Genomic DNA, 24,126 nt, shown 5'->3' with positions numbered 1-24,126 from the left:
GAGATTCAGGGTATGAAACTATATACAAAAACAGGCGATAAGGGACAAACGGGCTTAGTCGGGGGCAGAACGGACAAGGACAGCCTACGCGTCGAAAGCTACGGCACGATTGACGAGCTTAACAGCTTTATCGGGCTTGCTTTGGCAGAGCTTTCCGGGCAGCCCGGCTTTGAAGATCTGACAGCCGAGCTGCTGACCATCCAGCATGAGCTGTTTGACTGCGGAGGCGATCTGGCAATCGTCACAGAAAGAAAAGACTACAAACTAACGGAAGAATCTGTTTCCTTTTTAGAAACGCGCATTGATGCCTATACAGCAGAAGCGCCGGAACTGAAGAAATTTATTCTTCCAGGCGGATCAGAGTGTGCTTCGCTTCTCCATATCGCACGCACCATTACAAGGAGGGCAGAACGAAGAGTGGTGGCGCTGATGAAATCGGAGGAGATTCATGAAACAGTGCTGCGTTATCTCAATCGTCTGTCCGATTATTTCTTTGCCGCCGCACGGGTTGTGAATGCAAGAAGCGGTATTGGCGATGTAGAATATGAAAGAAGTGCCATTGTGTTTCGGGACCGAAACAGCAGTGAATCATAAAAAGTGAAAACGAAAGCCGACGTGTTCAAATACATGCCGGCTTTTTTTGTTTTTCACTCTGTCAATTTCCCATTTTACGACAAAAAATGAACCTTATGAATTATTGACTGAAAAATGGAAAAATGAGATATTGTAATAAATAGATGTAAAAAATAGGCAACGGGGGGCTCTGATGGATGGTGAATTTAATTGAAAGTGATAGCATCTGGAAGAGAAATTTCAATTATCTGTTTTTCTCAAGAATAGTCAAGATATCCGGCGATATGTTCGCATTTAATTCAATATTATGGTTTTTAATTTATGACGGCAAAGGTGCGATCGGCACTGCTTTATTGATTGCTGTCACGTTTTTGCCGGAAGCCGTTCTGGCGCCTGTGACGGGGCCTTTTATGAAACAGACCACGCTGAAATTTTGGATGTACTTTTCAGATCTGACAAGGGCGGCGATTGTTTTGATTATCCCTCTATGTCATTTTGCGGGCTTCTCTCCGCTGTGGTTTGTCATGACGCTTATGATTGTGCATTCAGCTACTGGAGCTGCCTACAATCCCGCCTCTATCGCTTTGATTCCTCAAATCGTAAATGAACAGGGCATTCAAAAAGCAAATGCTGTGCTGCAGTCCTCCGCTCAAATTGTCAGGCTCGGGGCTGTCACATTATGTGGCGCTTTTCTCACATTTATCAGTCCTTCTTATACCATGCTTATCGCACTTGTGCTCTATTTGGTGTCAGGTTTTCTCGTTCTTTTTATTAAGTACACTGCGGTTGAATCTCAATCAGAGTCTGCGGTTGTTACACAGAGAGGCACATATATCGGAAGACTGAAACGCGGCTTTAGGCTCGTCAGAAAACACCAGATTTTATATCCGCTCGCCATTTACTGTATCTTTATGAATTTCGCGGCTGCCCCATGGGAAGCGCTCTCTGCCGTATACGTTGCGGAAGATTTAAACGGCCAGCCGATCGTATACTCGCTTTTAAAGGCCACCACCGCCGCGGGCGCGTTTTTATTAGGGTTTGTGCTGGCGAAAGTCAAGGTAAACAGGTACGGCTTGTTATTCGTCACTGCCGGTATTATTGAAGGATTTGCTTTCTTTATTACCGGGATGAATACCTTTTTGCCGCTCGTCTTTTTCGCTGCTTTTACCTTTGGCGCCGCAGTCAGTGCTGTTAATGTTCCTGAGTACACGATTATCCAGACGTCTGTGGATAGTGAGGATCAGCCGCAGGTTTACGCCGTTATACATATGATCTCCAATATTTCGATCCCAGCCGGAGCTGTCATTTGCGGGTATGCCGCTAATGCTTTCGGCTCAGGTAAAGTGATCGCTGCCGGCGGGATTGTCGAAATTATTGCGGGTATCGGAATTTTGCTGTTTACAAAACTGGCCAAAGCAGAAAGGTCCGACCTGATTAAAGAAAGGGAAGCAAGTGTTCATCTGTAAAGGGTTTTAAAACGCCATGCCTCGTGCATGGCGTTTTTTTGTGCCAATGGGTCCGGTGCGAGATACGACTCCGGTCTTATATAAAAATCAATCTCTGATTCGTTTTGCATATCTTCCAACTTGTATAAGATGAAGACAAGGAAAACGAAAGGAGGATCTGCATGAAGATAAACAAGAAAACAATAGGCGGATTCTTATTAATTGTATTTGGGATCTCTGTCTTTTTTGGAGGAGGAAGCTTCGGCTTTATCATCCCGCTCGCCATCGGGAGCTTGATGACATACGCAGGAATCAAAAGGTTTGCCGCGGGAAAAACCATCACGGGAATCATCGTGGGCGGTATCGGAGCCATTATGCTCATCTGCTCACTTCCGTTTGTCGTCGGAATCGCATTGGCGGCCGCTATGGTGTATTACGGCTGGAAGCTGATGAAAAACGGATCAGCTGATAACGGTGTATCATCTTTTGATCCTGAACCGGCTTCTGCTGCCTACCAATCTCACTTTGATGATGAATGGGAAGAATTTTTGAAGAAAAAATAATATCAATATATTAGGAGGAATTAGGTATGGTATTAAAAAGAATCAGAGATATGTTTGTTGCGTCAGTTCATGAAGGACTTGATAAAATGGAGAATCCAAAGGTGATGCTGAATCAATATGTACGCGATATGGAAAGCGACATCGCAAAAGCAAAGCAAACAATTGTGAAACAGCACACGATTGCCTATCAATTTAAGAAAAAATATGAAGAAGCCGCTGAAGTGGCTGGAAAACGGAAAAATCAGGCACAGCTCGCATTTGACGCAGGTGAAGAAGAACTGGCGAAAAAGGCGCTGACTGAAATGAAGTATTTAGAAGGAAAGGCGGCTGAGCATAAAGCTTCCTATGAACAGGCAAACAGTCAGCTGGCCGATCTGAAAGAGCAACTGGCTGCACTTGAAACAAAGCTTCAGGACGTAAAGGATAAAAAACAGGCGCTGATTGCGCGGGCAAATGCGGCGAAAGCTAAAGAGCATATGAATACCACATTTGACAAAATTGACAGTGAAAGCGCGTATCGTGAATTTTTGCGTATTGAAAATCGTATTGAAGAAATGGAAATCCGCGCGAATTATTCAAAGTCAGCGGAAGCCGGCACAGAACTTACACGTAAAGAATTCGCAGACGATGTAGAAGCGGAGATTGAAAAAATGCGGACACTTTCACTGCAAAAATCAGACCAGACACAAGCGGCAAATGAATAAGCGGAACGGGGAAGGATTTGCGGTCAAGTCCTTCCCCTTCCGCACGTATCAATTCGCAAGCTTTTCCTTTATAATAGAATGAATGAGAAGGATGAAACCGAATGAAAAAAATGCTTGGCAAACTGTTGATCACTGCCGGTATTCTGGTTTTTTTCGCTGTTGTCGTAAAAGATGTGTTTGCTGCAGGCCTAGGTTTCATAAATGGCACAGAAGCTGATTCAGCCAGCGCATCGCCGCGGGACATTGACAGCATGGTCATTGAGTCGGATAGCAAGGATGTCCGGATTATAGCGGAAGAACGAAGTGACATATCGGCAGGCATTTCAGGAGACTCAGGAAAGTTATTTGTTACTGAAAACAGAAGAAAACTGGAGCTGACCGTAAAGGAAAAAGAATTTCAATTTTTGAATGGATTTAACCGTTCAACTCTTATCGTCAGGCTTCCGTATGATTATAAAGGTGATCTGGCAGTACGAACCTCAAGCGGTGACGTGTCTGTGGCCGGGAATGACCATCTTGCGCTTTCCGGGCTGAACGCAGTATCTGCGAGCGGAAATACGAGCGTGACGGACGTCCGCATTCAAGATCTGAAAGTGAAGGCATCATCGGGGGATGTTTCCATTTCAAATACCGTCTCCAAAACAGCCGGCATTGATTTAGCTTCAGGGGACGCAAATCTGGTTCATGTATCAGGCTCTCTTGATGTGAAAATGACTTCAGGAGATTTTAATGCTGTATTGAAAAAGGTAACCGGTCCCGTATCTGTCACGCTGACAAGCGGTGATGCTAATGTAAGCCTTCCCCAAAACGGCAGCTTTGCAGTCAATGCTTTATCAGCAAGCGGTGACGTCAGTTCGCCGTATTCATTTGCTGATAAAGCACATAAAGAACAGCATCACATCACAGGCACGCAAGGAAGCGGCCAGCATCCAATCGACATCAAAACGGACAGCGGGGATCTAGCGATACGGTAGCACTAGGCAGAAGAAAGGAGGCGGACACCAGGAATGACAAAAAAACAGCTTCTCGGATTGATCATTGCTTTATTCGGCATCAGTATGTTTTTGCAAATTATCGGAATAGGCGATCTGCTGTTTTGGCCGCTCTTTTTTCTGATTGCCGGCTATTTCCTTAAAAAATATTCCCGTGATTGGCTTGGCTCCGTCATGTATATCTTTGCCGCGTTTCTATTTTTGAAAAACCTCTTCAGCATCACCTTTAATTTATTCGGCTATGCGTTTGCCGCATTTCTGATTTACGCCGGCTACAGGCTTGTCAAAGGGAAGCCGATATTCGAACCGAATGAGAAACAGGTCAACCTCAATAAAAAAGAACATCATGATCCGCCAAAAGATGTAAAACATCCCGACATGCGCAGCTTTTTTATCGGTGAGCTGCAAATGATGAAGCAGCCGTTTGACCTGAATGATTTAAATGTCTCTGGTTTTATCGGTGATATCAAAATCGATTTATCTAAAGCGATGATTCCTGAGGGAGAAAGTACAATCGTCATTAGCGGAGTCATTGGAAACGTTGATATTTATGTACCATCGGACCTTGAAGTGGCTGTCAGCTCAGCTGTTTTTATAGGTGACATCAATCTGATCGGCTCGAAGAAAAGCGGATTAAGCACGAAGGTATATGCCGCGTCAACCGATTTCAGCGAGTCAAAGCGCCGTGTCAAAGTGTCCGTTTCCTTATTTATCGGTGATGTGGATGTGAAGTACGTATGAGAAAAAAAATGCTTGCCAGCCTCCAATGGCGCGCCATCCGCATGACAACGGGAATCAGCCTGCTCCTTTTTGTTTGCCTGATTTCCTTTATGATGTTTTACTATCGGCTCGATCCGCTTGTTTTGCTGTCATCTAGCTGGTTCGGAATTCCGTTTATCCTGATTTTGCTTCTGATCAGCGTGACCGTCGGTTTCGCCTCAGGGTATATGTACGGCAACCGGTTGAAGACAAGGATTGATACATTAATTGAATCCATTTTAACCTTTGAAAACGGCAATTTCGCTTATCGGATACCGCCGCTCGGTGATGATGAAATCGGCCTGGCCGCTGATCAGCTGAACGAAATGGCGAAGCGCGTGGAGCTTCAAGTCGCATCCCTCCAGAAACTTTCCAATGAACGTGCGGAATGGCAGGCTCAAATGAAGAAGTCGGTTATCTCAGAAGAACGCCAGCGATTGGCTAGAGATCTTCATGATGCGGTCAGCCAGCAGCTCTTTGCCATATCGATGATGACATCAGCCGTGCTGGAACATGTCAAGGATGCTGATGACAAAACAGTCAAGCGGATCAGGATGGTAGAGCATATGGCAGGCGAAGCCCAAAATGAGATGAGGGCGCTGCTGCTCCATTTACGGCCTGTTACCCTTGAAGGAAAAGGGCTGAAGGAGGGCCTTACGGAGCTTTTGGACGAGTTCCGAAAAAAGCAGCCGATTGATATTGAGTGGGATATACAGGACACAGCGATATCCAAGGGTGTTGAAGACCACTTGTTCAGAATCGTGCAGGAGGCCCTTTCAAACGTATTTAGACATTCAAAAGCGTCAAAAGTAACCGTGATTCTGGGCATAAAGAACAGCCAGCTCCGTCTGAAGGTGATTGATAATGGAAAAGGCTTTAAAATGGACCAGGTGAAAGCCTCCTCATACGGCTTGAATTCTATGAAAGAACGTGCAAGTGAAATCGGCGGTGTCGCCGAAGTGATTTCAGTAGAAGGAAAAGGCACTCAAATCGAAGTGAAGGTCCCGATTTTTCCGGAAGAAAAAGGAGAGAACGAACGTGATTCGAGTATTATTGATTGATGATCATGAAATGGTCAGAATGGGGCTCGCGGCTTTTTTGGAGGCGCAGCCCGATATTGAAGTCATCGGCGAAGCATCGGACGGCAGCGAAGGTGTTCGGCTTGCTGTGGAACTGTCGCCTGATGTCATTTTAATGGACCTTGTCATGGAGGGCATGGATGGCATTGAAGCTACAAAGCAAATTTGCCGGGAGCTTTCCGACCCGAAAATTATTGTGCTCACTAGCTTCATTGATGATGACAAAGTGTACCCGGTTATTGAAGCTGGCGCGCTCAGCTATCTGTTGAAAACCTCAAAAGCGGCAGAAATCGCCGATGCCATCCGCGCCGCAAGCAAGGGAGAGCCGAAGCTGGAGTCAAAAGTGGCGGGAAAAGTATTATCCAGGCTGCGCCACTCAGGTGAAAACGCGCTCCCGCATGAATCGCTTACAAAACGGGAGCTCGAAATACTCTGCCTGATCGCAGAAGGAAAGACAAACAAAGAAATAGGCGAGGAACTGTTTATTACGATTAAAACAGTCAAAACACATATTACGAATATTTTATCAAAGCTGGATGTCAGTGACCGGACGCAGGCGGCGGTGTACGCACACCGAAATCATCTCGTGAATTAGGCGGCTGCTATTTGTTTGCGCCTTTCGTTCCGAAGTCTCTGACAATCACATTGACCCGGTAGTCTATTTCCGCATTGCTGAAATAATCATCATCCCATTTTCTTGAAATCTTTTTCCATTTTTGAGGATAATGAATTCTGACCTCGTTTCCCAGCCCGGTTACGTCCGCTTTGATCTCTTTCTGCAGCTTCTCTGTAATAAATGACGTTACTGTTTCGTGTACTCGTTTTTCGACTGTCTTTTCAATACTTTTAATATATGAATCCTTAAACGAGTCTTCATTGGGATTCCAGTCCTCAGATAGACGACCTTCAATATTGCGGGTAACGGTGAATTTGAACTTTCCGTCCTTGTATGCCGTCTTGATCTTCCGATTGCTTGAATATACTTCATAAGAAAAGAGATGGCCATCGCGCTTCAAGTCAATGACGCCTCCCTCGACAGTGCCTGAAAATAAGCTGATATTTTGAACCTCAATCGGGGTGAGGTCCCGGTGCCATAATTTATTTTTTATGATAGAGGCTCCGTTTATCGCGAGCTTGCCGTTTTCCTTACCGACATGAGGGATGAGGAATGAATCGTCAGAGGTTAAGTGTTCTGAGATCTCCCCCAATGTAACTGGCTCCATCGTTCTGATCGTCACCTTATTATTCTCTGTCAGATCATATATCACGTTGGATGCGGGTTCGCCTTCATCATTCATGTTAAATATATCCTTAGTTCGGCCGTTGGTGATAAAGACGTAGGAACTCCTCCTTGTTCCGTTGTCTCTGACAAACTGGTTAATAATGGCGTCCATTCCAATTTGATCCGCAATCACGCTTTTGGAAAGCAGAATGAGACGCAAATGCTGTGAAAACGTAGGCTTATGCTTTAATGCAGAGGTTCTCATCATTTGATGGACAGTTTTACCCTTTGTGATAGAAAGCTGTGTCGGATCAGATGAAGAGCCCTCCTTGGCGCTGATTATTTTCGGCACGAGAATTTGCTGTGTCAGCTCTAAATTTTCATCGTCAGGCTTGTCTAGCCCTACTCCGATCACTAAGCTTAATTCCTCGATATTCTCACTGTCCCAGCATCCGGACAGCAATAGGGTGCATATAAACATACATAAAATCCGGATTTTCATTTTGTTGTAATCCTCCTCTTGAGAGCTACAATGAAAAAGAGAATGAACGGAAGCAGAAACAGGGAGACAAAAATATAGCCAAGATAATCGCTATACATCATGACTTGATTGGCGTCATCCGGCCAGAGAGAAAAATAAAAGACCGTTATGCCGATAATCACCATGCTTGTTTTAGTCGATAATCCAAATGTCTTCTTTAGCCCGTTAGCGGCAAAGTATCCGTAAATGACAAATGTGGTGAAAAACTGGATAATCCAGACCACCAGTAAAAAGGATTCAAACCGTTCAATAAATATGCCTTTAAGCTCAAAGGACTGAAAGAGAGAAATAGTCGGCCAAATCAGCGTTTTCACCTCGGGAGCGGTCAAAGCTCCGACAACGATAATATACGTAAGGATATATAAGATAATCGGAATCAGAAATCCTAGAGACGCATATCTGAACGTGTATTTCTTTTTCTTCATATGTTCAGGAAGAAACAGCATCACTTCCATTCCTAAAAAAGAGATGGAAACGACGGTAAGGGAGTTTGCAATGGGTCCAAGGCCTTCGCCTAAAACAGGACGCAAATTATTGATATCAAAAATTTTAAAACTGATCCCGAACACAATCAGCAAAATAATAATGGTTACCGTTAAATAAAAGGGAAACAGCCGCGACACATCGCTTAAGCCCCCAACCATTAAATAAATGCCGCAGCAAATAAACGTTAAAATAATGACTTGAATTGGGGTTCTCTCCAGCAGGAAAAACTTCACCATTTCAGCCATTGCCCGTGTCTCGAAGCTGGCTACGCCGAGGAAATAGCCGCAGATCAAAAGGCCGATGATGCTGCCGATCCATTTCCCAAGCCCTTCCTTCAAATATTCAAAGAGTGAAGGGTATTGATGTTTTTTCTGAATGAGCGTGTTTAAATAAATGAAGAAAATAAAAATGAAACCTTCTAATATCAGCGTGATCCAGCCGTCAGGCGTATTAGCCTTAGTGGTCAGCGCTCGCGGCAATGTTAAAAGTCCGGCCCCAAGCATTGTATTTGCAACAATAGAAATACCTTGAAAGGTATTAAGTTTCAGTGGAGTCTGTTTTTGGCTCATTTGGATTATTCACCTCTTTTGGTTTGTTTTTAATTGGGAGACGGATAATGGAGTCATCCGTATTTTTCAGGCTAAAGAATCCGTTTGGCGAAAAATACGGAGACCCAAAGCTCGTTTGTCTCGTTAAGTGCGTATAAACGACAAGCATAAATAAAATAATGCCGTATAGCCCTAAAATAGCGGCGGAAAACATCGAAATAAAACGCAGCACCCGGAAAGACAGACCCATTCCGTATTGAGGAACGGTAAAGGATGCCAGGGCAATGACACTGACGACAATGACCATAATCGAACTGACGAGATTCGCTTCTACAGCAGCCTGTCCGATGACTACGCCCCCAACGAGGCCGATCGTCTGTCCGAGCGGATTGGGGAGTCGCAGTCCGGCTTCCCTTAGCAGCTCGATGGTTACTTCCATCAGCAGGGCTTCAAATATCGGAGGGAACGGCACGTTTTCCCTGTTCGCCGAAATCGTGACGGCGAGTGCGGTCGGCAGCAGCCCCTGATGGAAGGAAACAAGTGCTATATAAATCGATGACAAAAACAAGGTGATAAAGATAGAAGCAAAGCGCAGCGACCGGATAAGAGATGCTGAAATCCAGCGTTCATAGTAGTCATCCGGGGATTGCATCAGGATGCCGAGAGAAACCGGCACCAGCAGCACAAATGGTGAACTGTCGACCAAAATTGCCACACGGCCGTTAAACAGGGCTGAAGATACTTTGTCAGGTCTTTCCGTATTTTGTATCTGCGGAAATGGTGAATATTTATTATCTTCAATGAGCTCCTCGAGCGTTCCGCTGTCCTGGATATCTTCCAGCTGGATATTTTTAAGCCGCGCCTTCACTTCTTTTATGACGGACTTTTTTGCTTTGCCTTCAATGTACATAATGGCTGCAGGCTTCAGCTTGTTTTCGCCGATCATGATTTTTTTGGTGATCAATTTCGGATGAGAGGTTCTTTGTCTGATCAGAGCGAGATTTGTATCAATATCCTCTACAAACGCTACTTTTGGGCCGCGAACCACTTTTTCAGTTGTCGGCTCTGTCAGGCTTCTTGTTTTTTTCTTTCCTGTGGTCAGAATATAGGCTTTATCCAATCCGTTGATAAACACAGCACAATTGCCGTTGAGAATCGATTCAATCGTTTTTTTTGCAGTTTCAACAGGTCTTGCGTCAAGCTGGTCAAGGCGTTTTTTGACCTGGTCAAGCGTTAAGGTCTCCTCATCTTTAATCAAAGTTTTAATGGCTTCTGACACCTTATTCTCATCAGTCATTTCACTGAAATAGAGATAGTAAAAAACCAGTCCGTTCGCAAGCATTTTTTTGTTTTTCACCAGATCATCGTTTTCTTTTAATTTTGGCAGCACCAATGCTAAATTATCGTGTATATATTCCTTAAACTCTGTTTGTTCCAATGAGGTCACCTCTTATCCAAAACCTTAGTAGAGGTTATCTTTTCCTGTTAAAAAAATGATATACTGTGTTAGAGTATTTCATGGAGTAAGTTTTTTTATGAAAGCGGAGGATACGAAGTGGCACAGGTAAGGCTAGCTGGAAAACAAGAAGAAATTGAACAGCTCATTAGATCATTTGAACAGCATTATGATGTCTCTTATACATCAAAGGAGTACGGCAGGACAAATCCAAAATACAAATATTCAAAGGATTCCCGCGTATATCTTGAATTAAAATTAAAATCTGCCAAGATCGAAAAATAAAAAGGATTTTTTGTGTCATTGGCGAATTATGATCTATTGAAGCAACCTTTATGGAGGGATACATAAATGGAATACAGAATTGAACGAGACACCATGGGAGAAGTAAAAGTTCCTGCTGATAAATTTTGGGGCGCCCAAACACAGCGAAGCAAGGAGAACTTTAAGATCGGTTCTGAAAAAATGCCGATGCGTGTTGTGAAGGCGTTTGCAATTTTAAAACGAAGCACTGCTCTAGCTAATAAACGCCTCGGCAATCTGGACGCTGAAAAAGCAGAAGCGATTGCAGCGGTTTGTGATGATGTGCTCAAAGGCAAGTACGATGACAACTTCCCGCTTGTCGTATGGCAGACCGGAAGCGGCACACAAAGCAATATGAACATGAACGAAGTGGTAGCCAACCGTGCGACTGCTTTATTAAAAGAGAAGAACTCTGATCAAACGATTCATCCAAATGATGACGTGAACCGAAGCCAAAGCTCAAACGACACATTCCCGACTGCGATGCATGTTGCCGCTGTTTTGGCTGTTTACGAGCAGCTTGTGCCGGCGCTTGATCAGCTTCGCAATACACTGGATGAAAAAGCAAAAGCATACAATGATATTGTCAAAATCGGACGCACGCATCTTCAGGATGCTACGCCACTGACCCTCGGACAGGAAATCAGCGGATGGGTTCACATGCTGGACCGTTCGAAGGAAATGATTTTGGAAGCGACAGATAAAATGCGTGCGCTTGCAATTGGTGGAACGGCTGTCGGAACGGGTATCAACGCTCACCCAGAGTTTGGAGAGCTTGTCTCAGAAGAGATCACTAAGCTGACCGGCCAAACGTTCAGCAGCTCGCCGAATAAATTCCACGCGCTGACAAGCCATGACGAAATCACTTATGCGCATGGCGCATTAAAAGCGCTTGCGGCTGACTTAATGAAAATCGCGAACGATGTCAGATGGCTCGCAAGCGGACCCCGCTGCGGCATCGGGGAGATCGTCATTCCTGAAAATGAGCCGGGAAGCTCTATTATGCCTGGTAAAGTCAACCCGACACAAAGCGAAGCGTTAACAATGATCGCAGCGCAAATCATGGGGAACGATGCGACAATCGGCTTTGCGGCGAGTCAGGGGAACTTTGAACTGAACGTGTTTAAGCCTGTTATTATTTACAACTTCCTGCAATCTGTGCAGCTGCTCAGTGACGGCATGAATTCATTCCATGATAAATGTGCTGTCGGTATTGAGCCTAATAAAGAAACCATTCAGGAAAACCTGTCAAATTCATTAATGCTTGTTACGGCGCTGAACCCGCATATCGGTTATGAAAACGCGGCGAAAATCGCCAAGCTTGCCCATAAAGAGGGATTGACGCTCAAAGAAGCAGCTTTGAAGCTTGAATTGCTGACAGAGGAGCAATTTAACGAAATGGTTAAGCCGGAAGACATGGTAAAACCAAAGGCGTAATAGGAAGAAAGAACGGCTGCTTTTTAAGCAGCCGTTCTTCTAAATATGTTGCTGTTTTAATAAATATTTAAGCTGTTCCGCATCTTTGGCGAGAGCTTCAGACTCCGTCAGATTATGAATCATTCCTTTTATGATCGCCAGCTTCGGTGTTTTTTTCTTCATTTCTGCTTCAAGTATGTCTAAGCTCTCCGATAATTCAAGAGAGGAGTTTGTGTTTAAGCTGTTAATTTTGTCACGTAGGCTTTTCACAATTGATTCAGTCAGCGGGTCAGGCCGTCCGTGCGTAAGAGGCCCGAATAAAGAGCTAGCGTCTTCCAATGTGATGAAAGGCTTATCGTTTCGTTCAGACATGCCTTTTACCATATCATCAATTCGATTCATAATGATATTAGCTAATTGAGACGGCTTCACAGTGTACCCGAGCAAAATCATGCATTCCAGGTAAATCTGGCTGATGCCCTCTATTAAAAAACAAAGCTCAGCAGTGTAGGGTTCCGCTTTTTTTCCATAGATGTTCAGCAGGCTGTCGATATGAAATTGAAGTGAGGACTGGCGGATTTTTTTTGCGCATTGCTCCACTTCTTCTGTGTAAGGCAGAGAACCCTCCTTCAACTGCATGCTGATAAAATCTTTGTGTTCAAGAATGTTTTCATAGAGGACGGTCAGCTGTTTACGGTAAGCCGTTCTGGGGCTGTCGCCCTTCGTTTTAATATTTAAAATTCGGGTAAACGTTTTATCATAATAGTAGTTCAGCATAGAGAGAAGAAGCGCTTCTTTCGAAGGAAAATAAATATAAAAAGCGCCTTTAGATATTTTGCATTCTTTTGCGATTTCCTGGACTGATGTTGAGTTGTATCCTTTTTGGGCAAATAGTTTTAAGGCTGTTTCAATAATCAGTTTTTCTTTTTCCTTCAATGGTTCCACCCTTTCGGAGCCCGGAGGCCTGCTAGGATATGACCATATAGTCACACCGTCTGTTATAAAATTAACCTTATTGTAACTTGTTTTTTTATCATGTATTATTTATATTATAAATTGAGATGACCGAATGGTCAAAGCTCAAGTGAAAGGGTGAATCTAGAATGAGAGAATTGGACGAAATGATCAGCCGCTTGCGAAACAGAGGAATCAAAGTGGAGAAAGTCAAATATCCGAAGCAGACCTTGTCAGAGAAAAAATGGGTTCATCAATGCAAACAGCCGCTCAAAACAAATTACAGAGATTTTAACGGCTATTCTTTCACATAAAAAAATAGACTGCAAAACATCTACAGTCTATTTTGGCACTGCTATGCGGTATGTTACACCCGTTTTGTCATTTTCAATTGAGATAGATGCCTTATGAAGAGTTAAAATTCGTTTTACGATGCTTAGACCAATGCCGAATTCGCCTTTCTTCCCTTTATTAAAAGGCTCATAGAGGCTGGAGAGCATCTCATCTTCAATATGCGGACCGTCATTTTTAATGGTGATCACGATATTTCGATCATCTTGTTTCATGCTGATTTCTATTTTTGTCTCAGCATAGCGGATTTGATTTTCCAAAATGTTTTCGAGGAGTTTGTTCCATTGCTCCGGATCGCCCGGCATCAAAATATCCTCTTCTACATCAATTTCCCACGATAGTTCTTTCCGCGCCCACTTCAATCGTTCGATGACTTCTTCTGTCACTTCCACAATACTGAACATGTCGTGCTGCACTTTTTGCTTCGCTAAATAATCCAGCTTCGTTAAATATAATAAATCCTTTATTTTTTTCTCCAGCTTAAGGGCTTCGCATTCAATAACATCTACAGTGTTTTCAAGGTCTCCTTTAGGAAAAATCCCGTCTTTAATTGATTGTGTATAGCCTCTGATGACCATGACCGGCGTTTTTAAATCATGAGAGATATTTTGCAATAGAGTTCTTTCTGTTTCATCCTTTTGCACAAGCTTTTGGCGCATCTCTTCGATGGTATGGCCCAATTTGCCGATTTCATCTTTCCGATCCACTTTTACTGGGTCATCCCAATCCTGTTCAGAAATCCGTTTGACGTGTTTTTCAAATGATACAAGAGGCCTTGATAAATACTTTGCAAGCCAAATAGCCGGAATCCAGCTTAATAAAATGACGACAGCTATAATAAACAGAAGCTGTTTGAACAAGGTATAGGCCAAATCGTCCCGATAAGAATCAAGCGCGTAAGAGAGCATCATCGCTGATTGTCCATTGACGGAAAGTCCCTTTTTAATGACAAAAAACACTTTCTCTCCATTGACGTCGGCGCTGTAACGTTTCTTTTTAGCTTCCTGCTTATCAGCCAGCTTGTACACCTTGTGGATAAATGAAGATGACAGAATGCTTAAATCCTTGTCTGAAGAAGCCTCTTCATTTTCAGGAAGGAGCACGTGCTGTACGGAGCGGACAGTTGTCGGCGCCGTCGCTTCCTCGCTGTAATAGCGCCTTTCAATCGAACCTGGCAGGCGGTACTCTGTCAGCACATGCTGCTCATTTTCAATCGTCGTATACGTTTCATTAGTGAAAAAATCTCGCAGCGTGTTTGAAAATAACACAAGCAGTAAAATCGATATCGCTAACAGGATGCCGGATATGACAACCCATATCTGAAACGCGAGCGGCTTGTTTTTCATGATGACATCATCCTGTAGCCGAAACCGTAAATCGTCTCCACCTTCAATTCAGGCATCTTTCTGCGCAGTCTCCGGACGAGATCATCAACGACCCGATCTGTTCCGAAGTAGTCATGTCCCCACACTTTTAGGAGGATATCCTCACGAGAGTATGGATGCCCTTTATGATGGATAAATAATAGCAGCAGATCAAATTCCTTTGACGTCAAATTGATGATATTCCCGTTTTCGTCATAAACCTCGCGGGCGTCTTCAGCAACCCGATACGAGGAGACGGCAATTTCATTTTTTTGGACAGGAGGAGCTTCCTTATATACGAGCTGCAGCAGCTTTTGCACACGGATAATCAGCTCCCGCGGCAGAAACGGCTTGGAAATGTAGTCATTGCTGCCAAGCTCTAAGCCAAGCACTCTGTCAATATCCGCATCTCGGGCGGAAATAAAAATGACCGGCACGTCAGGATCTTTCGCCTTGATTTCTTTTATTAATGTATAGCCGTCGGTATCCGGCAGCATGATATCGAGAATCCATAGGTGGGGAGACGGTGTCATTTTCTTTCTGGCGTCTTCACCTTTCGTAAAAGATGTAATGTTCCAGCCCTCATTCTCTAAATACTTCGTCAGCAGTTCATTCAGGTTATCCTCATCTTCAACTAGATAAATGGTGTATGACAAGGCTCTTCACATCCTTTCAACGTCATTATAAACTAGTTTTAACATACGGCAGGCAATTTTCATAATTTCACATATTCTTTTCATTTTTATCCCACAATGTTTGTTTATGATATGTATAAGGGAAGAAAGGAAGAGAAAAAGAGCGAGGAAGATGTAGGATGATCAAACATATTCTATTTTGGTGCTTTGCTTTTCTCCTCATTATTGGGACAATTGAACTTGTACATGCGATGAATATGTAACGATAAATGAATAACCGTTAAAGGAGTGTAAGAACATGGATTATCGACGTGATGGCCAAAACGATCAACATCAAACTGAACCTTCACATACAGAACAGCAGAATACAGAAAACCAGAAGCTGATTGGACATTCTGAACAAGAATTGCTTGACGCGCCTGTGTCGTATGAAGCGGGACGGCAGGAAACGGCTTCTGCTTTAGAAATGGAAAAGCAAGAAACGGCTGTGAAAAAAGAAAAGAAACGGAGAGCCGCATGGCTGAGCCCGATTTTAGGCGGTATTATCGGCGGGGGCCTCATGCTTGGCATCGCGCCTTATCTGCCGTCAGACCAAAATCAGGCGACCGAAACCGCTTCCGCAAATAAACAGGTGCAGTCTGATAATTTTACAACGGCGCCGATAACGAACGCATCAAACATCGCTGATATGGTAGAGGATTTAGAGCCTACGATTGTCGGAATCTCAAATATCCAAACCTCTCAAAATAACACATTCGGCACGGGAGGAGGCTCCAGCTCAGAAAGTGAAAGCGGAACCGGGTCAGGTGTTATTTTCAAAAAAGACAGCGATAAAGCGTATATCATTACAAACAACCATGTCGTTGAAGGCGCGAACAAGCTGACTGTTACGCTATACAACGGAGAAACGGAAACTGCCAAGCTTGTCGGCAGCGATACCATTACTGATTTGGCAGTTTTGGAAATCAGCAGCAAGAACGTCAAAAAAGTGGCGAGCTTTGGTGATTCTTCACAGCTGCGCACTGGCGAAAAGGTAATCGCTATCGGTAACCCGCTCGGACAGCAGTTTTCCGGTACGGTGACACAAGGCATCATTAGCGGACTGAACCGGACAATTGATGTGGATACAACACAAGGGACGGTGGAAATGAACGTGCTGCAAACCGATGCAGCGATCAATCCGGGGAACAGCGGAGGCCCATTAATCAATGCAAGCGGCCAGGTCATCGGCATAAACAGCTTGAAGGTGAGCGAAAGCGGCGTGGAATCACTTGGATTTGCGATCCCAAGCAATGATGTCGAGCCGATTGTTGACCAGCTGCTGCAAAACGGGAAGGTGGACCGTCCGTTTTTAGGCGTGCAGATGATTGACATGTCACAAGTTCCTGAAACCTATCAGGAAAATACGCTCGGCCTGTTTGGAGATCAATTGGGCAAAGGTGTTTATGTAAAAGAAGTTCAAGCAAATTCACCGGCAGAAAAAGCAGGTATTAAATCTGAGGATGTCATTGTCAAACTAAACGGTAAAGACGTGGAAAGCAGTGCGGATATCCGTCAGATCCTTTACAAAGACTTAAAAGTCGGAGATAAAACAACAATCCAAGTGCTGCGAAAGGGAAAAACGAAAACGTTGAACGCGACACTGACCAAGCAGACAGAAAGCAGTTCAAGCTAAGAAAAAAACAAAAAGCTGAACCCAAAATAGGGTTCAGCTTTTTTTATCCTAAGTAAGAGGAAAGCATCCACACTTGTTTTTCAACTTCTTCAATTAATCCGACAAACAAGTCCGCTGTCGCATTGTCTTGATTTTCTTCAGCCAGGCCGATCACGAATTTAGATTCGCTGCAGATTTGTTTGTAGTCGTTTACCAATGCTTGTACCATTTCTGAAGCTGATGTTTCGTTTCCGCCGTCTGTGATAGATGCATGCTCAGTGTATTCTTTCACTGTGGCAACAGGCTGTCCGCCAATCGCCAGCAGGCGCTCAGCGATGGTATCCACTGTTTCAGCCGCATGGTCATAAAGTTCTTCAAATTTCTCGTGCAATGTAAAGAAATGAGGCCCTTTCACATACCAATGAAAACGGTGGAGCTTAGAGTATAAAAGAAACCAGTTTGATAATTGTGTGTTCATTGAATTCTCAACTAATGTTTGATTTGTTTTTGCATTTTCAGTTTTCATAAGATAACGTCCTCCTTGTGATCTGTTGTTTTAATTATACCATATACTAAATAAAAATCAATACTAAATTATAATAATTATAATTTAGGTTATTTGAATAGCTTTTTCTTCAGGATAGACTCCCACGCAGACCAAGGAAAAAGCGATCGGAATAGCAGGGTGAGCTTGATGCCCTTTCCGATCGGGTATCGCAATTTCTTGATGTGCTGTTTTGTTGCCAATTGATAAATGAGGTCGGCAACCTCTTGGGGATCTCCGCTTTCTTCTCCGTTTTTTTCAACGTAGGAAAGGATCTTTTTATAGTATTGATGATAGGCTGAATCGTCAGCAGGCACCGACATAAAATTTGATAATGACGTTGACCAGATCGATGTCTTGTATGAGCCCGGCTCGATCAAAGCGGTTTCGATACCGAACGGAAGCAGCTCGATACGCAGGCTTTCAGAAAAACCTTCCAATGCATGCTTAGAAGAAACATATGGTGACAGCGCTGGGAATCCGGTCAGTCCGCTGATGCTGCTCACGTTTATAATCTTTGCGCCGCCATGCTTTCTTATGTAAGGGAGAACGGTTTTTGTCACATGGATCACACCGAAGACATTCGTTTCAAATTGTTGTCTGAAATGTTCCATCGGCACATCCTCGATAAATCCTCCATAAGCCGTTCCGGCGTTGTTAACGAGTAAGTCGATCGGGGCGTAAGCACTAACAGCTTTTCCGAATGAGACTATAGATTGTTCATCGGTGACATCGAGAGCTGTAATGTGAATAGAATCAGACACATTGTGTGCTGCAGCCAATTCCCGAAGCTGTTCCGCTTTTTCAGGCTGTCTTGATGTGGCTATCACGAAAAATGATCGGGCAAGCTTTACAGCTGCCAGCAGACCGAAGCCGCTGGACGCTCCCGTTACGATTGCTATTTTTTTATTCATCCTATCCCTCCTATTAAACTGCTACAGCTATTGTACTATCCTGAACAGGAGATGACGCCTGTAAAAAGAAATTTTTATACAACAATTCAGAATTGTTCTATAATAGAACGAAAGAAGGAAAGGGGTTTTGTGATATGGCGCTGCAAGGGGTAGGCCAAAGATGGGATCTTGATTCATTTTTTAAGGGCGGGAGCCAATCGGAAGAATTCAAAGGTTATATTGAGAAGCTGTCACAAAGTCTGCGTGCATTTCAAGACAGGACTGATGCGTTTCAGGTGCCTGAATCGCCTGAAGAGGCTGAAGGGCTGACCGCGTTGCTTGATTTATTCGAACAGACATCCGTCAAGCTTCAGCAGGCCGGCGCTTTTGTTGCTTGCCTCCAGGCCCAGAATATCAATGTCCAAAGGCTATAGAGCATCAGGCGCTCATGAATCGGCTTTCCGCAGATTTTCAATCGTCGCTCGTTACATTAGATCATAAACTTGTGGACATTAATCAAGACGTGTGGAATGAATTGTTAACAAAACCGGGATTAAGAGATATATCTTACATATTAAATGAAAGAAGACAGAGGGTTGCCGAAAAGCTTAGCCCCGGTAAAGAAAAACTGATCGGGAACCTTGCGGTGGACGGATATCACGCTTGGAGTGACTTATACAATATGATTGTCGGGAAAATGACGATCCCGTATGAGGAAAACGGTGAAAACAAGCAATTGTCTGTCGGTCAGGCGGAGAATATGATGGACCATCAAGACCGTGCTGTCAGAAAAACAGTATATGAACGTTTCCGCCAAGCTTGGGAGAGCAAGCAGGATCTTTTCAGCAGCACGCTGAATCATTTGGCGGGATTCCGGCTTGAAACCTATAAAGCGCGTGGCTGGGAGAATGTCCTGAAGGAACCGCTGCAAATCAACAGGATGAAAAAAGAAACACTTGATACGATGTGGCAGGTCATCACTGAAAACAAGAAGCCGTTCGTTCAGTTTTTGAACCGGAAAGCATCCATGCTCGGCCTTGAAAAACTCAGCTGGTACGATGTCGAGGCACCGATCGGTTCTGACGGAAAGGTCTATTCGTATGATGAAGCCGCAAATATCATTACCAGCCAGTTTTCAACGTTTGGCAAAAAACTGTCCTCATTCACTGAAAAAGCGTTTCGGGACGGCTGGATTGAGGCGGAAGACAGGAGCGGAAAAAGAGTCGGCGGCTTTTGCACCAGTTTTCCGGACAGCGGGGAATCCCGGATTTTCATGACATTTTCGGGAAGCGCCTCAAATGTCTCTACCCTTGCGCATGAACTCGGGCACGCGTTCCATCAGGAAGCAATGCTCAACGTCAGGCCGTTAAACCGCTCCTACGCCATGAATGTTGCAGAAACAGCTTCAACGTTTGCAGAGATGATAGTCGCGGACGCGACTGTCCAGCAGGCCGAGACCAGGGAAGAAAAGCTTGTTCTTCTGGAGGATAAAGTGCAAAGAAGCGTTGCGTTCTTCATGAACATTCACGCAAGATTTCTATTCGAAACGAGATTCTACGAGGAACGAAAGCGGGGAGTGGTACCGGCCAGCCGCTTGAATGAGCTGATGGAAGAGGCGCAAAGAGAGGCATACTGCAATGCGTTAGAAGAATATCATCCGCTTTTTTGGGCATCAAAGCTTCATTTTCACATCACGAGGGTGCCGTTTTACAATTTCCCTTATACATTCGGCTACCTGTTTTCTCTTGGCATTTACGCGCTGGCGCTTGAAGAAAAAAATGCATTCGAAGAGAAGTATATGGCGCTATTGCGCGATACGGCTTCTATGACAGTGGAGGATTTGGCGATGAAGCATTTGGGCGCTGACATCACAAAGCGCGATTTCTGGGAGAATGCCATCAAGCTGGCTGTGCGTGACGCCGAAACCTTTTTACAAATGACCGAATCTTAAAGAAAAAGCCGTGGCGTTAAATGCCCCGGCTTTTTCAATTCTTCTCTGAATGAGGATTTCATTCTCTGGATATACCTAAAATAAATGGAATCCTACAGGGGGGAAACATATGCATTTGATCAGAGCAGCCGGGGCTGTATGTCTCGCAGTGGTTCTGATTGCGGGCTGCCGTTTCAATGAAGACCAGCAGCAGGCAGAAGGAGAAAATACAGCCGTCACCCAGCTGAAGTCCGTTCCCTACAGTAATTTTTCGCTTCGTGTGAGCTACGGGGATGGTGAGCATAACCGTTATGAAGGAATCTATACAAAGAACGGAACTCAGGAAAAAGCGGAAATACAGGATAAGCTCTCCGGTGTCAATCAGGAGGGAGAAGAAGCATTGGATGAGATGAAAATGATTTTGAGCGAGCTTTCCGTGACAGACCAAATGGCTGAAACAGAAGTGATACACAGTGTGCTGGCAGCATTTAATCTGGACAGTCATTATGATCATATCGATTTAAAATTGAAGCTGAAGGACGGCTCCATCAGAGAAATCAAGAAGTAATCTTGTGATAAAAAACCCATAAACGTCAATTATGTCCATAAAACTAATTGAAAATGATTTTCAAAGTCAGTGTTTTCTGCTACAATGAGGGATATATGACCATATCAAATGGCTGAATATCGGAATCACTTGCATTGATGACAATTGACTTAAAAGCATGTATATAGAAAACGTGCAATACATAGTGCTGCTAAAAAGCCAGCAAAAAGGAGCGGTTATGGGTATGAGTGCAATTTCTACAGAAACGCTGAGCTTAGGATACGGGGATGCCGTTATTATTGATGAGTTGAATTTAACAATTCCCAAAGGTGAAATTACCGTATTTATTGGCAGCAATGGCTGCGGAAAATCGACACTTTTACGTTCATTAGCGCGCCTGATGAAGCCGAGAGGCGGTTCAGTGCTGCTGGAAGGAAGAGCGATTGCCAAGCTTCCGACGAAGGAAGTCGCAAAAGAGCTCGCAATCCTGCCCCAAGGTCCTTCGGCTCCAGAGGGGCTGACGGTGCATCAGCTGGTGAAGCAAGGAAGATATCCTTACCAAAACTGGCTGAAGCAGTGGTCAAAAGAGGATGAGGAAGCAGTTGAAAGAGCGCTTAAAGCAACAAAGCTTGAGGACATGGCTGACCGTGCCGTTGATTCTTTGTCAGGCGGACAGCGCCAGCGGGCTTGGATTGCGATGACGCTTGCCCAGGAAACGGATATCATCCTTCTTGACGAGCCGACGACGTATTTAGACATGACGCATCAAATTGAAATTCTTGATTTGCTGTTTGAGCTGAATGAAAAGGAAGACCGGACGATTGTTATGGTTCTCCATGACTTAAACTTGGCGTGCCGCTATGCACATCATCTTGTGGCCATAAAAGACAAACGGATTTATGCAGAAGGCCGTCCGGAAGAGGTCATCACTTGTGATCTTGTGCAAAATGTGTTTTCTATGAACTGTCAGGTTACACAGGACCCGCTCTTCGGAACGCCTCTTTGCATTCCTCATGGCAGGGGCAGATGCATTGTCCAGGAAGCGGCTTTCACATCACATGGATAAATAACGCAGCGAAGGAGCTTTCAATTGAGAAAGCTCCTTGCTGTTTTTTCGAAAGGAAGATGGCAAATGGAACAAAAACTTCAGGAGCAGCTGGATGGATTGCTGGAGAAGTATACTGAGCTTCTGCTTGGTGAGACAAACGATGAGCTAAAAGAAGAAGTGAAGCAATGGATTTTGTACACGCATATAGCCAAGAGCATGCCACCGCTCGCTAAGCATTGGAATGCGACATACCCCGACGCAAAGCAGGGCATTAAAGAGATCATTCAGCATATTAAGGAATTAAATGAAGCGCATCGAAACAAACAATAGCCAAAAAGCAGTCTGTACATTATAGCAGACTGCTTTTTTGTGATTCAGCCGTTTTATCTGGCGTAAAGGAATCCATAAAGGTTCTCAGCGCGCTGCTGATAAACGAATCTTTTCGAACAATAAACTCTGTTTTCATCTGGCTGAGCGCTTCAGGCAGCGGGTACAATCGAATTGATCCTTCTGCTTCATGTTTCTGCACAACCGTTCTTGGCAGCAACGAGATGCCAAGACCTGCTGTAACCCCGCCGATAATTGCTTCAAGCGTCCCAAATTCCATAATGACCGGCTGTGTGACACCGACGGAGCGCAGCCATTTTTCAAGTGTTTCTCGATACGAACAGCCTGTGCTGTAAACGAGAATCGGCTTTGTGATGGCTTCCTCAACATCGGGCACGGAGGCAGCCGAAACAACTACTGGTTCTTCCTCAAACGCAGGATAGGATTCGAGCTCAGGATGATGGCATTCGCATCCGATAAACGCGCCATCCAATTCATAACGAAGAACTTTATCAAGGAGAAATTGCGTATGTCCTGTTGTTAAAGATAGCTGGACGTTTGGATGTTCTTCATAATAAGATGCCAGGAGCTTTGGAAGCCTTACCGCGGCGGTTGTCTGAGTGGAGCCGATCATAAGCGGCCCGCTTGGTTCTGCGGAGGATGAGAGCGCTTTAGACGCTTCATCAAGCAGGCCTATAATTTTATTTGCGTAGTCCAGCAGCAATTTTCCGCTTGCAGAAAGTGTCATGCCCCGATTATGGCGCAAAAACAGCGTGGTACCCAGCTCAGCTTCCAATTGTTGAATTCTGGCTGTGACATTCGATTGTACATAGCCAAGCTGCAGTGCTGCTTTCGTAATGGTCCCTTCACGGGCTACCATTTGAAACACACGTAAATCTCCGCTTTCCATTTTTGAATTCCTCCGTTCGTTTGCTATCAATCTGAGTGATATCTAGTATCTTTAACAATCATTATACGTAACATCAAAGCTGGATTACAATGGAATCAGAAATATACTTTAGTCAACAGCAAGGAGTGGCGGCAATGAATGTCTTGAACAAAATAGCTCTCGTAACGGGGGGCGGCACAGGAATCGGAAAAGCAGCCAGTATGGAATTGGCAAAGCGCGGGGCGATTGTGGCGGTGAATTATTCACGCTCGCAATCAGAAGCGGAGGAAACAGTGGAAATGATTAAAAAAGCTGGCGGGCAAGCCTTCGCCATCCAAGCAGATGTATCCAAAAACAGTGACGTGCAGGATATGATTCAAGCAATCGTGAACACACACGGCACGGTTGATATTTTAGTCAACAATGCCAGCATTACACGGCATATTCCAATGGATGATCTTGAGGCTGCGACAGAAGACATATGGGATGAGCTGTATGCCGTCAATGTGAAAGGGATGTTTTTCTGCGCGCGGGCAGTGGTTCCGTTCATGAAGAAAAGCAAGGCCGGGGCGATCGTAAACGTCGGCAGCATCGCAGGGGTAACTGGTGCCGGCTCATCTATGCCTTACGCAGTATCAAAATCAGCGGTGCACGGTTTAACGAAATCATTGGCCCACGCCTTAGCGCCTGAAATCAGAGTGAGCGGTGTAGCACCAGGAGCTGTGGCAACGAGATGGTGGGCCGGCCGGGAAGAAAAAATGAAAAGCATGATCGGCTCTTTGCCGCTGCAGTGTATTGCTGAACCAGATGATGTTGCCAAATTGATTTGTTCACTAATTGAACAGGAATCACTCACAGGCCAAATTATCACAATTGACAGCGGACAGACGCTGTAAAGAAAGG

General features: G+C 44.5%; 25 protein-coding genes and 1 pseudogene. 17 read left to right on the top strand and 9 right to left on the bottom strand.

What is annotated here, in order from left to right:
• The first annotated feature begins 12 nt into the window (after positions 1-12).
• From NSQ16_RS17260 to liaR, 8 genes are all read left to right on the top strand, one after another.
• On the top strand, positions 13-594 hold the full coding sequence (locus tag NSQ16_RS17260) for a cob(I)yrinic acid a,c-diamide adenosyltransferase (protein WP_033884696.1): 582 nt from the start codon (positions 13-15) through the stop codon (positions 592-594).
• Positions 595-770: 176 nt separating this feature from the next.
• The gene (locus NSQ16_RS17255; RefSeq protein ID WP_015714685.1) at positions 771-2,039 is read left to right on the top strand and encodes an MFS transporter; all 1,269 of its coding nucleotides are present in this window, start codon (positions 771-773) and stop codon (positions 2,037-2,039) included.
• Positions 2,040-2,200: 161 nt separating this feature from the next.
• Positions 2,201-2,581, top strand: coding sequence for a cell envelope stress-induced membrane anchor protein LiaI (gene liaI / locus NSQ16_RS17250; protein WP_003243447.1), 381 nt, complete (start codon positions 2,201-2,203; stop codon positions 2,579-2,581).
• A 26-nt stretch (positions 2,582-2,607) separates the two neighbouring features.
• The gene (locus NSQ16_RS17245; RefSeq protein ID WP_003228506.1) at positions 2,608-3,285 is read left to right on the top strand and encodes a PspA/IM30 family protein; all 678 of its coding nucleotides are present in this window, start codon (positions 2,608-2,610) and stop codon (positions 3,283-3,285) included.
• A 101-nt stretch (positions 3,286-3,386) separates the two neighbouring features.
• Positions 3,387-4,259, top strand: a complete 873-nt coding sequence (locus tag NSQ16_RS17240) for a DUF4097 domain-containing protein (protein ID WP_198878513.1) — start codon at positions 3,387-3,389, stop codon at positions 4,257-4,259.
• Positions 4,260-4,292: 33 nt separating this feature from the next.
• Positions 4,293-5,018 (top strand): LiaRS two-component regulatory system accessory protein LiaF, encoded by a 726-nt coding sequence (gene liaF, locus NSQ16_RS17235; protein ID WP_003228510.1) that lies wholly within the window; start codon positions 4,293-4,295, stop codon positions 5,016-5,018.
• Positions 5,015-6,097: a two-component system sensor histidine kinase LiaS gene (gene liaS / locus NSQ16_RS17230; protein WP_003244464.1), complete on the top strand. Its 1,083-nt coding sequence runs from the start codon at positions 5,015-5,017 to the stop codon at positions 6,095-6,097. Before liaF ends, liaS begins: the two co-directional genes overlap by 4 nt.
• Entirely contained in the window at positions 6,075-6,710 is a 636-nt protein-coding gene (liaR, locus tag NSQ16_RS17225) for a two-component system response regulator LiaR (RefSeq protein ID WP_003243201.1), read from the top strand. Before liaS ends, liaR begins: the two co-directional genes overlap by 23 nt.
• A 7-nt stretch (positions 6,711-6,717) precedes the next feature.
• Here the strand turns inward: liaR and gerAC are convergent, their stop codons facing one another.
• From gerAC to gerAA, 3 genes are read right to left on the bottom strand one after another with little or no spacing between them, the layout of a single operon-like run.
• The gene (gene gerAC, locus NSQ16_RS17220) at positions 6,718-7,839 is read right to left on the bottom strand and encodes a spore germination receptor protein GerAC (RefSeq protein WP_003243203.1); all 1,122 of its coding nucleotides are present in this window, start codon (positions 7,837-7,839) and stop codon (positions 6,718-6,720) included.
• A complete protein-coding gene (gerAB, locus tag NSQ16_RS17215) occupies positions 7,836-8,933 on the bottom strand; it encodes a spore germination receptor protein GerAB (RefSeq protein ID WP_009968145.1) in 1,098 nt (365 codons plus the stop codon). Before gerAB ends, gerAC begins: the two co-directional genes overlap by 4 nt.
• On the bottom strand, positions 8,902-10,350 hold the full coding sequence (gene gerAA, locus NSQ16_RS17210) for a spore germination receptor protein GerAA (RefSeq protein ID WP_003243555.1): 1,449 nt from the start codon (positions 10,348-10,350) through the stop codon (positions 8,902-8,904). Before gerAA ends, gerAB begins: the two co-directional genes overlap by 32 nt.
• Positions 10,351-10,467: 117 nt before the next feature.
• Here gerAA and NSQ16_RS17205 point away from each other — a divergent pair, with 117 nt between their 5' ends.
• Both NSQ16_RS17205 and fumC read left to right on the top strand, forming a co-directional pair.
• On the top strand, positions 10,468-10,653 hold the full coding sequence (locus NSQ16_RS17205; RefSeq protein WP_003244599.1) for a YvzF family protein: 186 nt from the start codon (positions 10,468-10,470) through the stop codon (positions 10,651-10,653).
• Positions 10,654-10,719: 66 nt separating this feature from the next.
• Complete coding sequence (gene fumC / locus NSQ16_RS17200) at positions 10,720-12,108, top strand: class II fumarate hydratase (RefSeq protein WP_003228523.1); 1,389 nt, start codon at positions 10,720-10,722, stop codon at positions 12,106-12,108.
• A 39-nt stretch (positions 12,109-12,147) separates the two neighbouring features.
• Here fumC and NSQ16_RS17195 read toward each other — a convergent pair whose 3' ends face one another.
• Positions 12,148-13,023: a TetR/AcrR family transcriptional regulator gene (locus tag NSQ16_RS17195; protein ID WP_198878514.1), complete on the bottom strand. Its 876-nt coding sequence runs from the start codon at positions 13,021-13,023 to the stop codon at positions 12,148-12,150.
• A gap of 167 nt (positions 13,024-13,190) precedes the next feature.
• Between NSQ16_RS17195 and spxO the strand changes: the two genes are divergently transcribed.
• Entirely contained in the window at positions 13,191-13,355 is a 165-nt protein-coding gene (gene spxO / locus NSQ16_RS17190) for an anti-adapter protein SpxO (RefSeq protein ID WP_003221681.1), read from the top strand.
• A gap of 27 nt (positions 13,356-13,382) precedes the next feature.
• Here the strand turns inward: spxO and cssS are convergent, their stop codons facing one another.
• Together cssS and cssR are read right to left on the bottom strand one after the other, a co-directional pair.
• Positions 13,383-14,738, bottom strand: a complete 1,356-nt coding sequence (gene cssS, locus NSQ16_RS17185; protein ID WP_003228527.1) for a secretion stress-responsive two-component system sensor histidine kinase CssS — start codon at positions 14,736-14,738, stop codon at positions 13,383-13,385.
• Complete coding sequence (gene cssR / locus NSQ16_RS17180; RefSeq protein WP_003228529.1) at positions 14,735-15,412, bottom strand: secretion stress-responsive two-component system response regulator CssR; 678 nt, start codon at positions 15,410-15,412, stop codon at positions 14,735-14,737. Before cssR ends, cssS begins: the two co-directional genes overlap by 4 nt.
• A 277-nt stretch (positions 15,413-15,689) precedes the next feature.
• Here cssR and htrB point away from each other — a divergent pair, with 277 nt between their 5' ends.
• Positions 15,690-17,066: a serine protease Do-like protein HtrB gene (gene htrB / locus NSQ16_RS17175; RefSeq protein ID WP_032726833.1), complete on the top strand. Its 1,377-nt coding sequence runs from the start codon at positions 15,690-15,692 to the stop codon at positions 17,064-17,066.
• A gap of 43 nt (positions 17,067-17,109) precedes the next feature.
• On the opposite strand, the gene mrgA is transcribed toward htrB, so the two are convergent.
• On the bottom strand, positions 17,110-17,571 hold the full coding sequence (gene mrgA / locus NSQ16_RS17170) for a metalloregulation DNA-binding stress protein MgrA (RefSeq protein ID WP_128422402.1): 462 nt from the start codon (positions 17,569-17,571) through the stop codon (positions 17,110-17,112).
• A gap of 89 nt (positions 17,572-17,660) precedes the next feature.
• A complete protein-coding gene (locus NSQ16_RS17165) occupies positions 17,661-18,503 on the bottom strand; it encodes an oxidoreductase (protein WP_129138198.1) in 843 nt (280 codons plus the stop codon).
• 134 nt (positions 18,504-18,637) lie between these two features.
• Here NSQ16_RS17165 and NSQ16_RS17160 point away from each other — a divergent pair.
• From NSQ16_RS17160 to NSQ16_RS17145, 4 genes and pseudogenes are all read left to right on the top strand, one after another.
• Positions 18,638-20,433: pseudogene (locus tag NSQ16_RS17160) on the top strand (M3 family oligoendopeptidase).
• Between the two features lie 109 nt (positions 20,434-20,542).
• Complete coding sequence (locus NSQ16_RS17155; protein ID WP_014477935.1) at positions 20,543-20,980, top strand: YusW family protein; 438 nt, start codon at positions 20,543-20,545, stop codon at positions 20,978-20,980.
• Positions 20,981-21,197: 217 nt separating this feature from the next.
• Entirely contained in the window at positions 21,198-22,025 is an 828-nt protein-coding gene (locus tag NSQ16_RS17150) for an ABC transporter ATP-binding protein (protein ID WP_010886609.1), read from the top strand.
• Positions 22,026-22,049: 24 nt separating this feature from the next.
• Entirely contained in the window at positions 22,050-22,337 is a 288-nt protein-coding gene (locus NSQ16_RS17145; protein WP_021480568.1) for a YusU family protein, read from the top strand.
• Between the two features lie 19 nt (positions 22,338-22,356).
• On the opposite strand, the gene NSQ16_RS17140 is transcribed toward NSQ16_RS17145, so the two are convergent.
• The gene (locus NSQ16_RS17140) at positions 22,357-23,244 is read right to left on the bottom strand and encodes a LysR family transcriptional regulator (RefSeq protein ID WP_015714676.1); all 888 of its coding nucleotides are present in this window, start codon (positions 23,242-23,244) and stop codon (positions 22,357-22,359) included.
• 134 nt (positions 23,245-23,378) lie between these two features.
• Between NSQ16_RS17140 and NSQ16_RS17135 the strand changes: the two genes are divergently transcribed.
• Complete coding sequence (locus tag NSQ16_RS17135) at positions 23,379-24,119, top strand: SDR family NAD(P)-dependent oxidoreductase (protein WP_144500532.1); 741 nt, start codon at positions 23,379-23,381, stop codon at positions 24,117-24,119.
• The last annotated feature ends 7 nt before the right edge of the window (positions 24,120-24,126 follow it).

Source organism: Bacillus sp. PS108 (assembly GCF_037963335.1).
In the GTDB taxonomy this organism is placed as follows: domain Bacteria; phylum Bacillota; class Bacilli; order Bacillales; family Bacillaceae; genus Bacillus; species Bacillus subtilis.
This window is presented reverse-complemented; position numbering and strand designations above follow the sequence as displayed.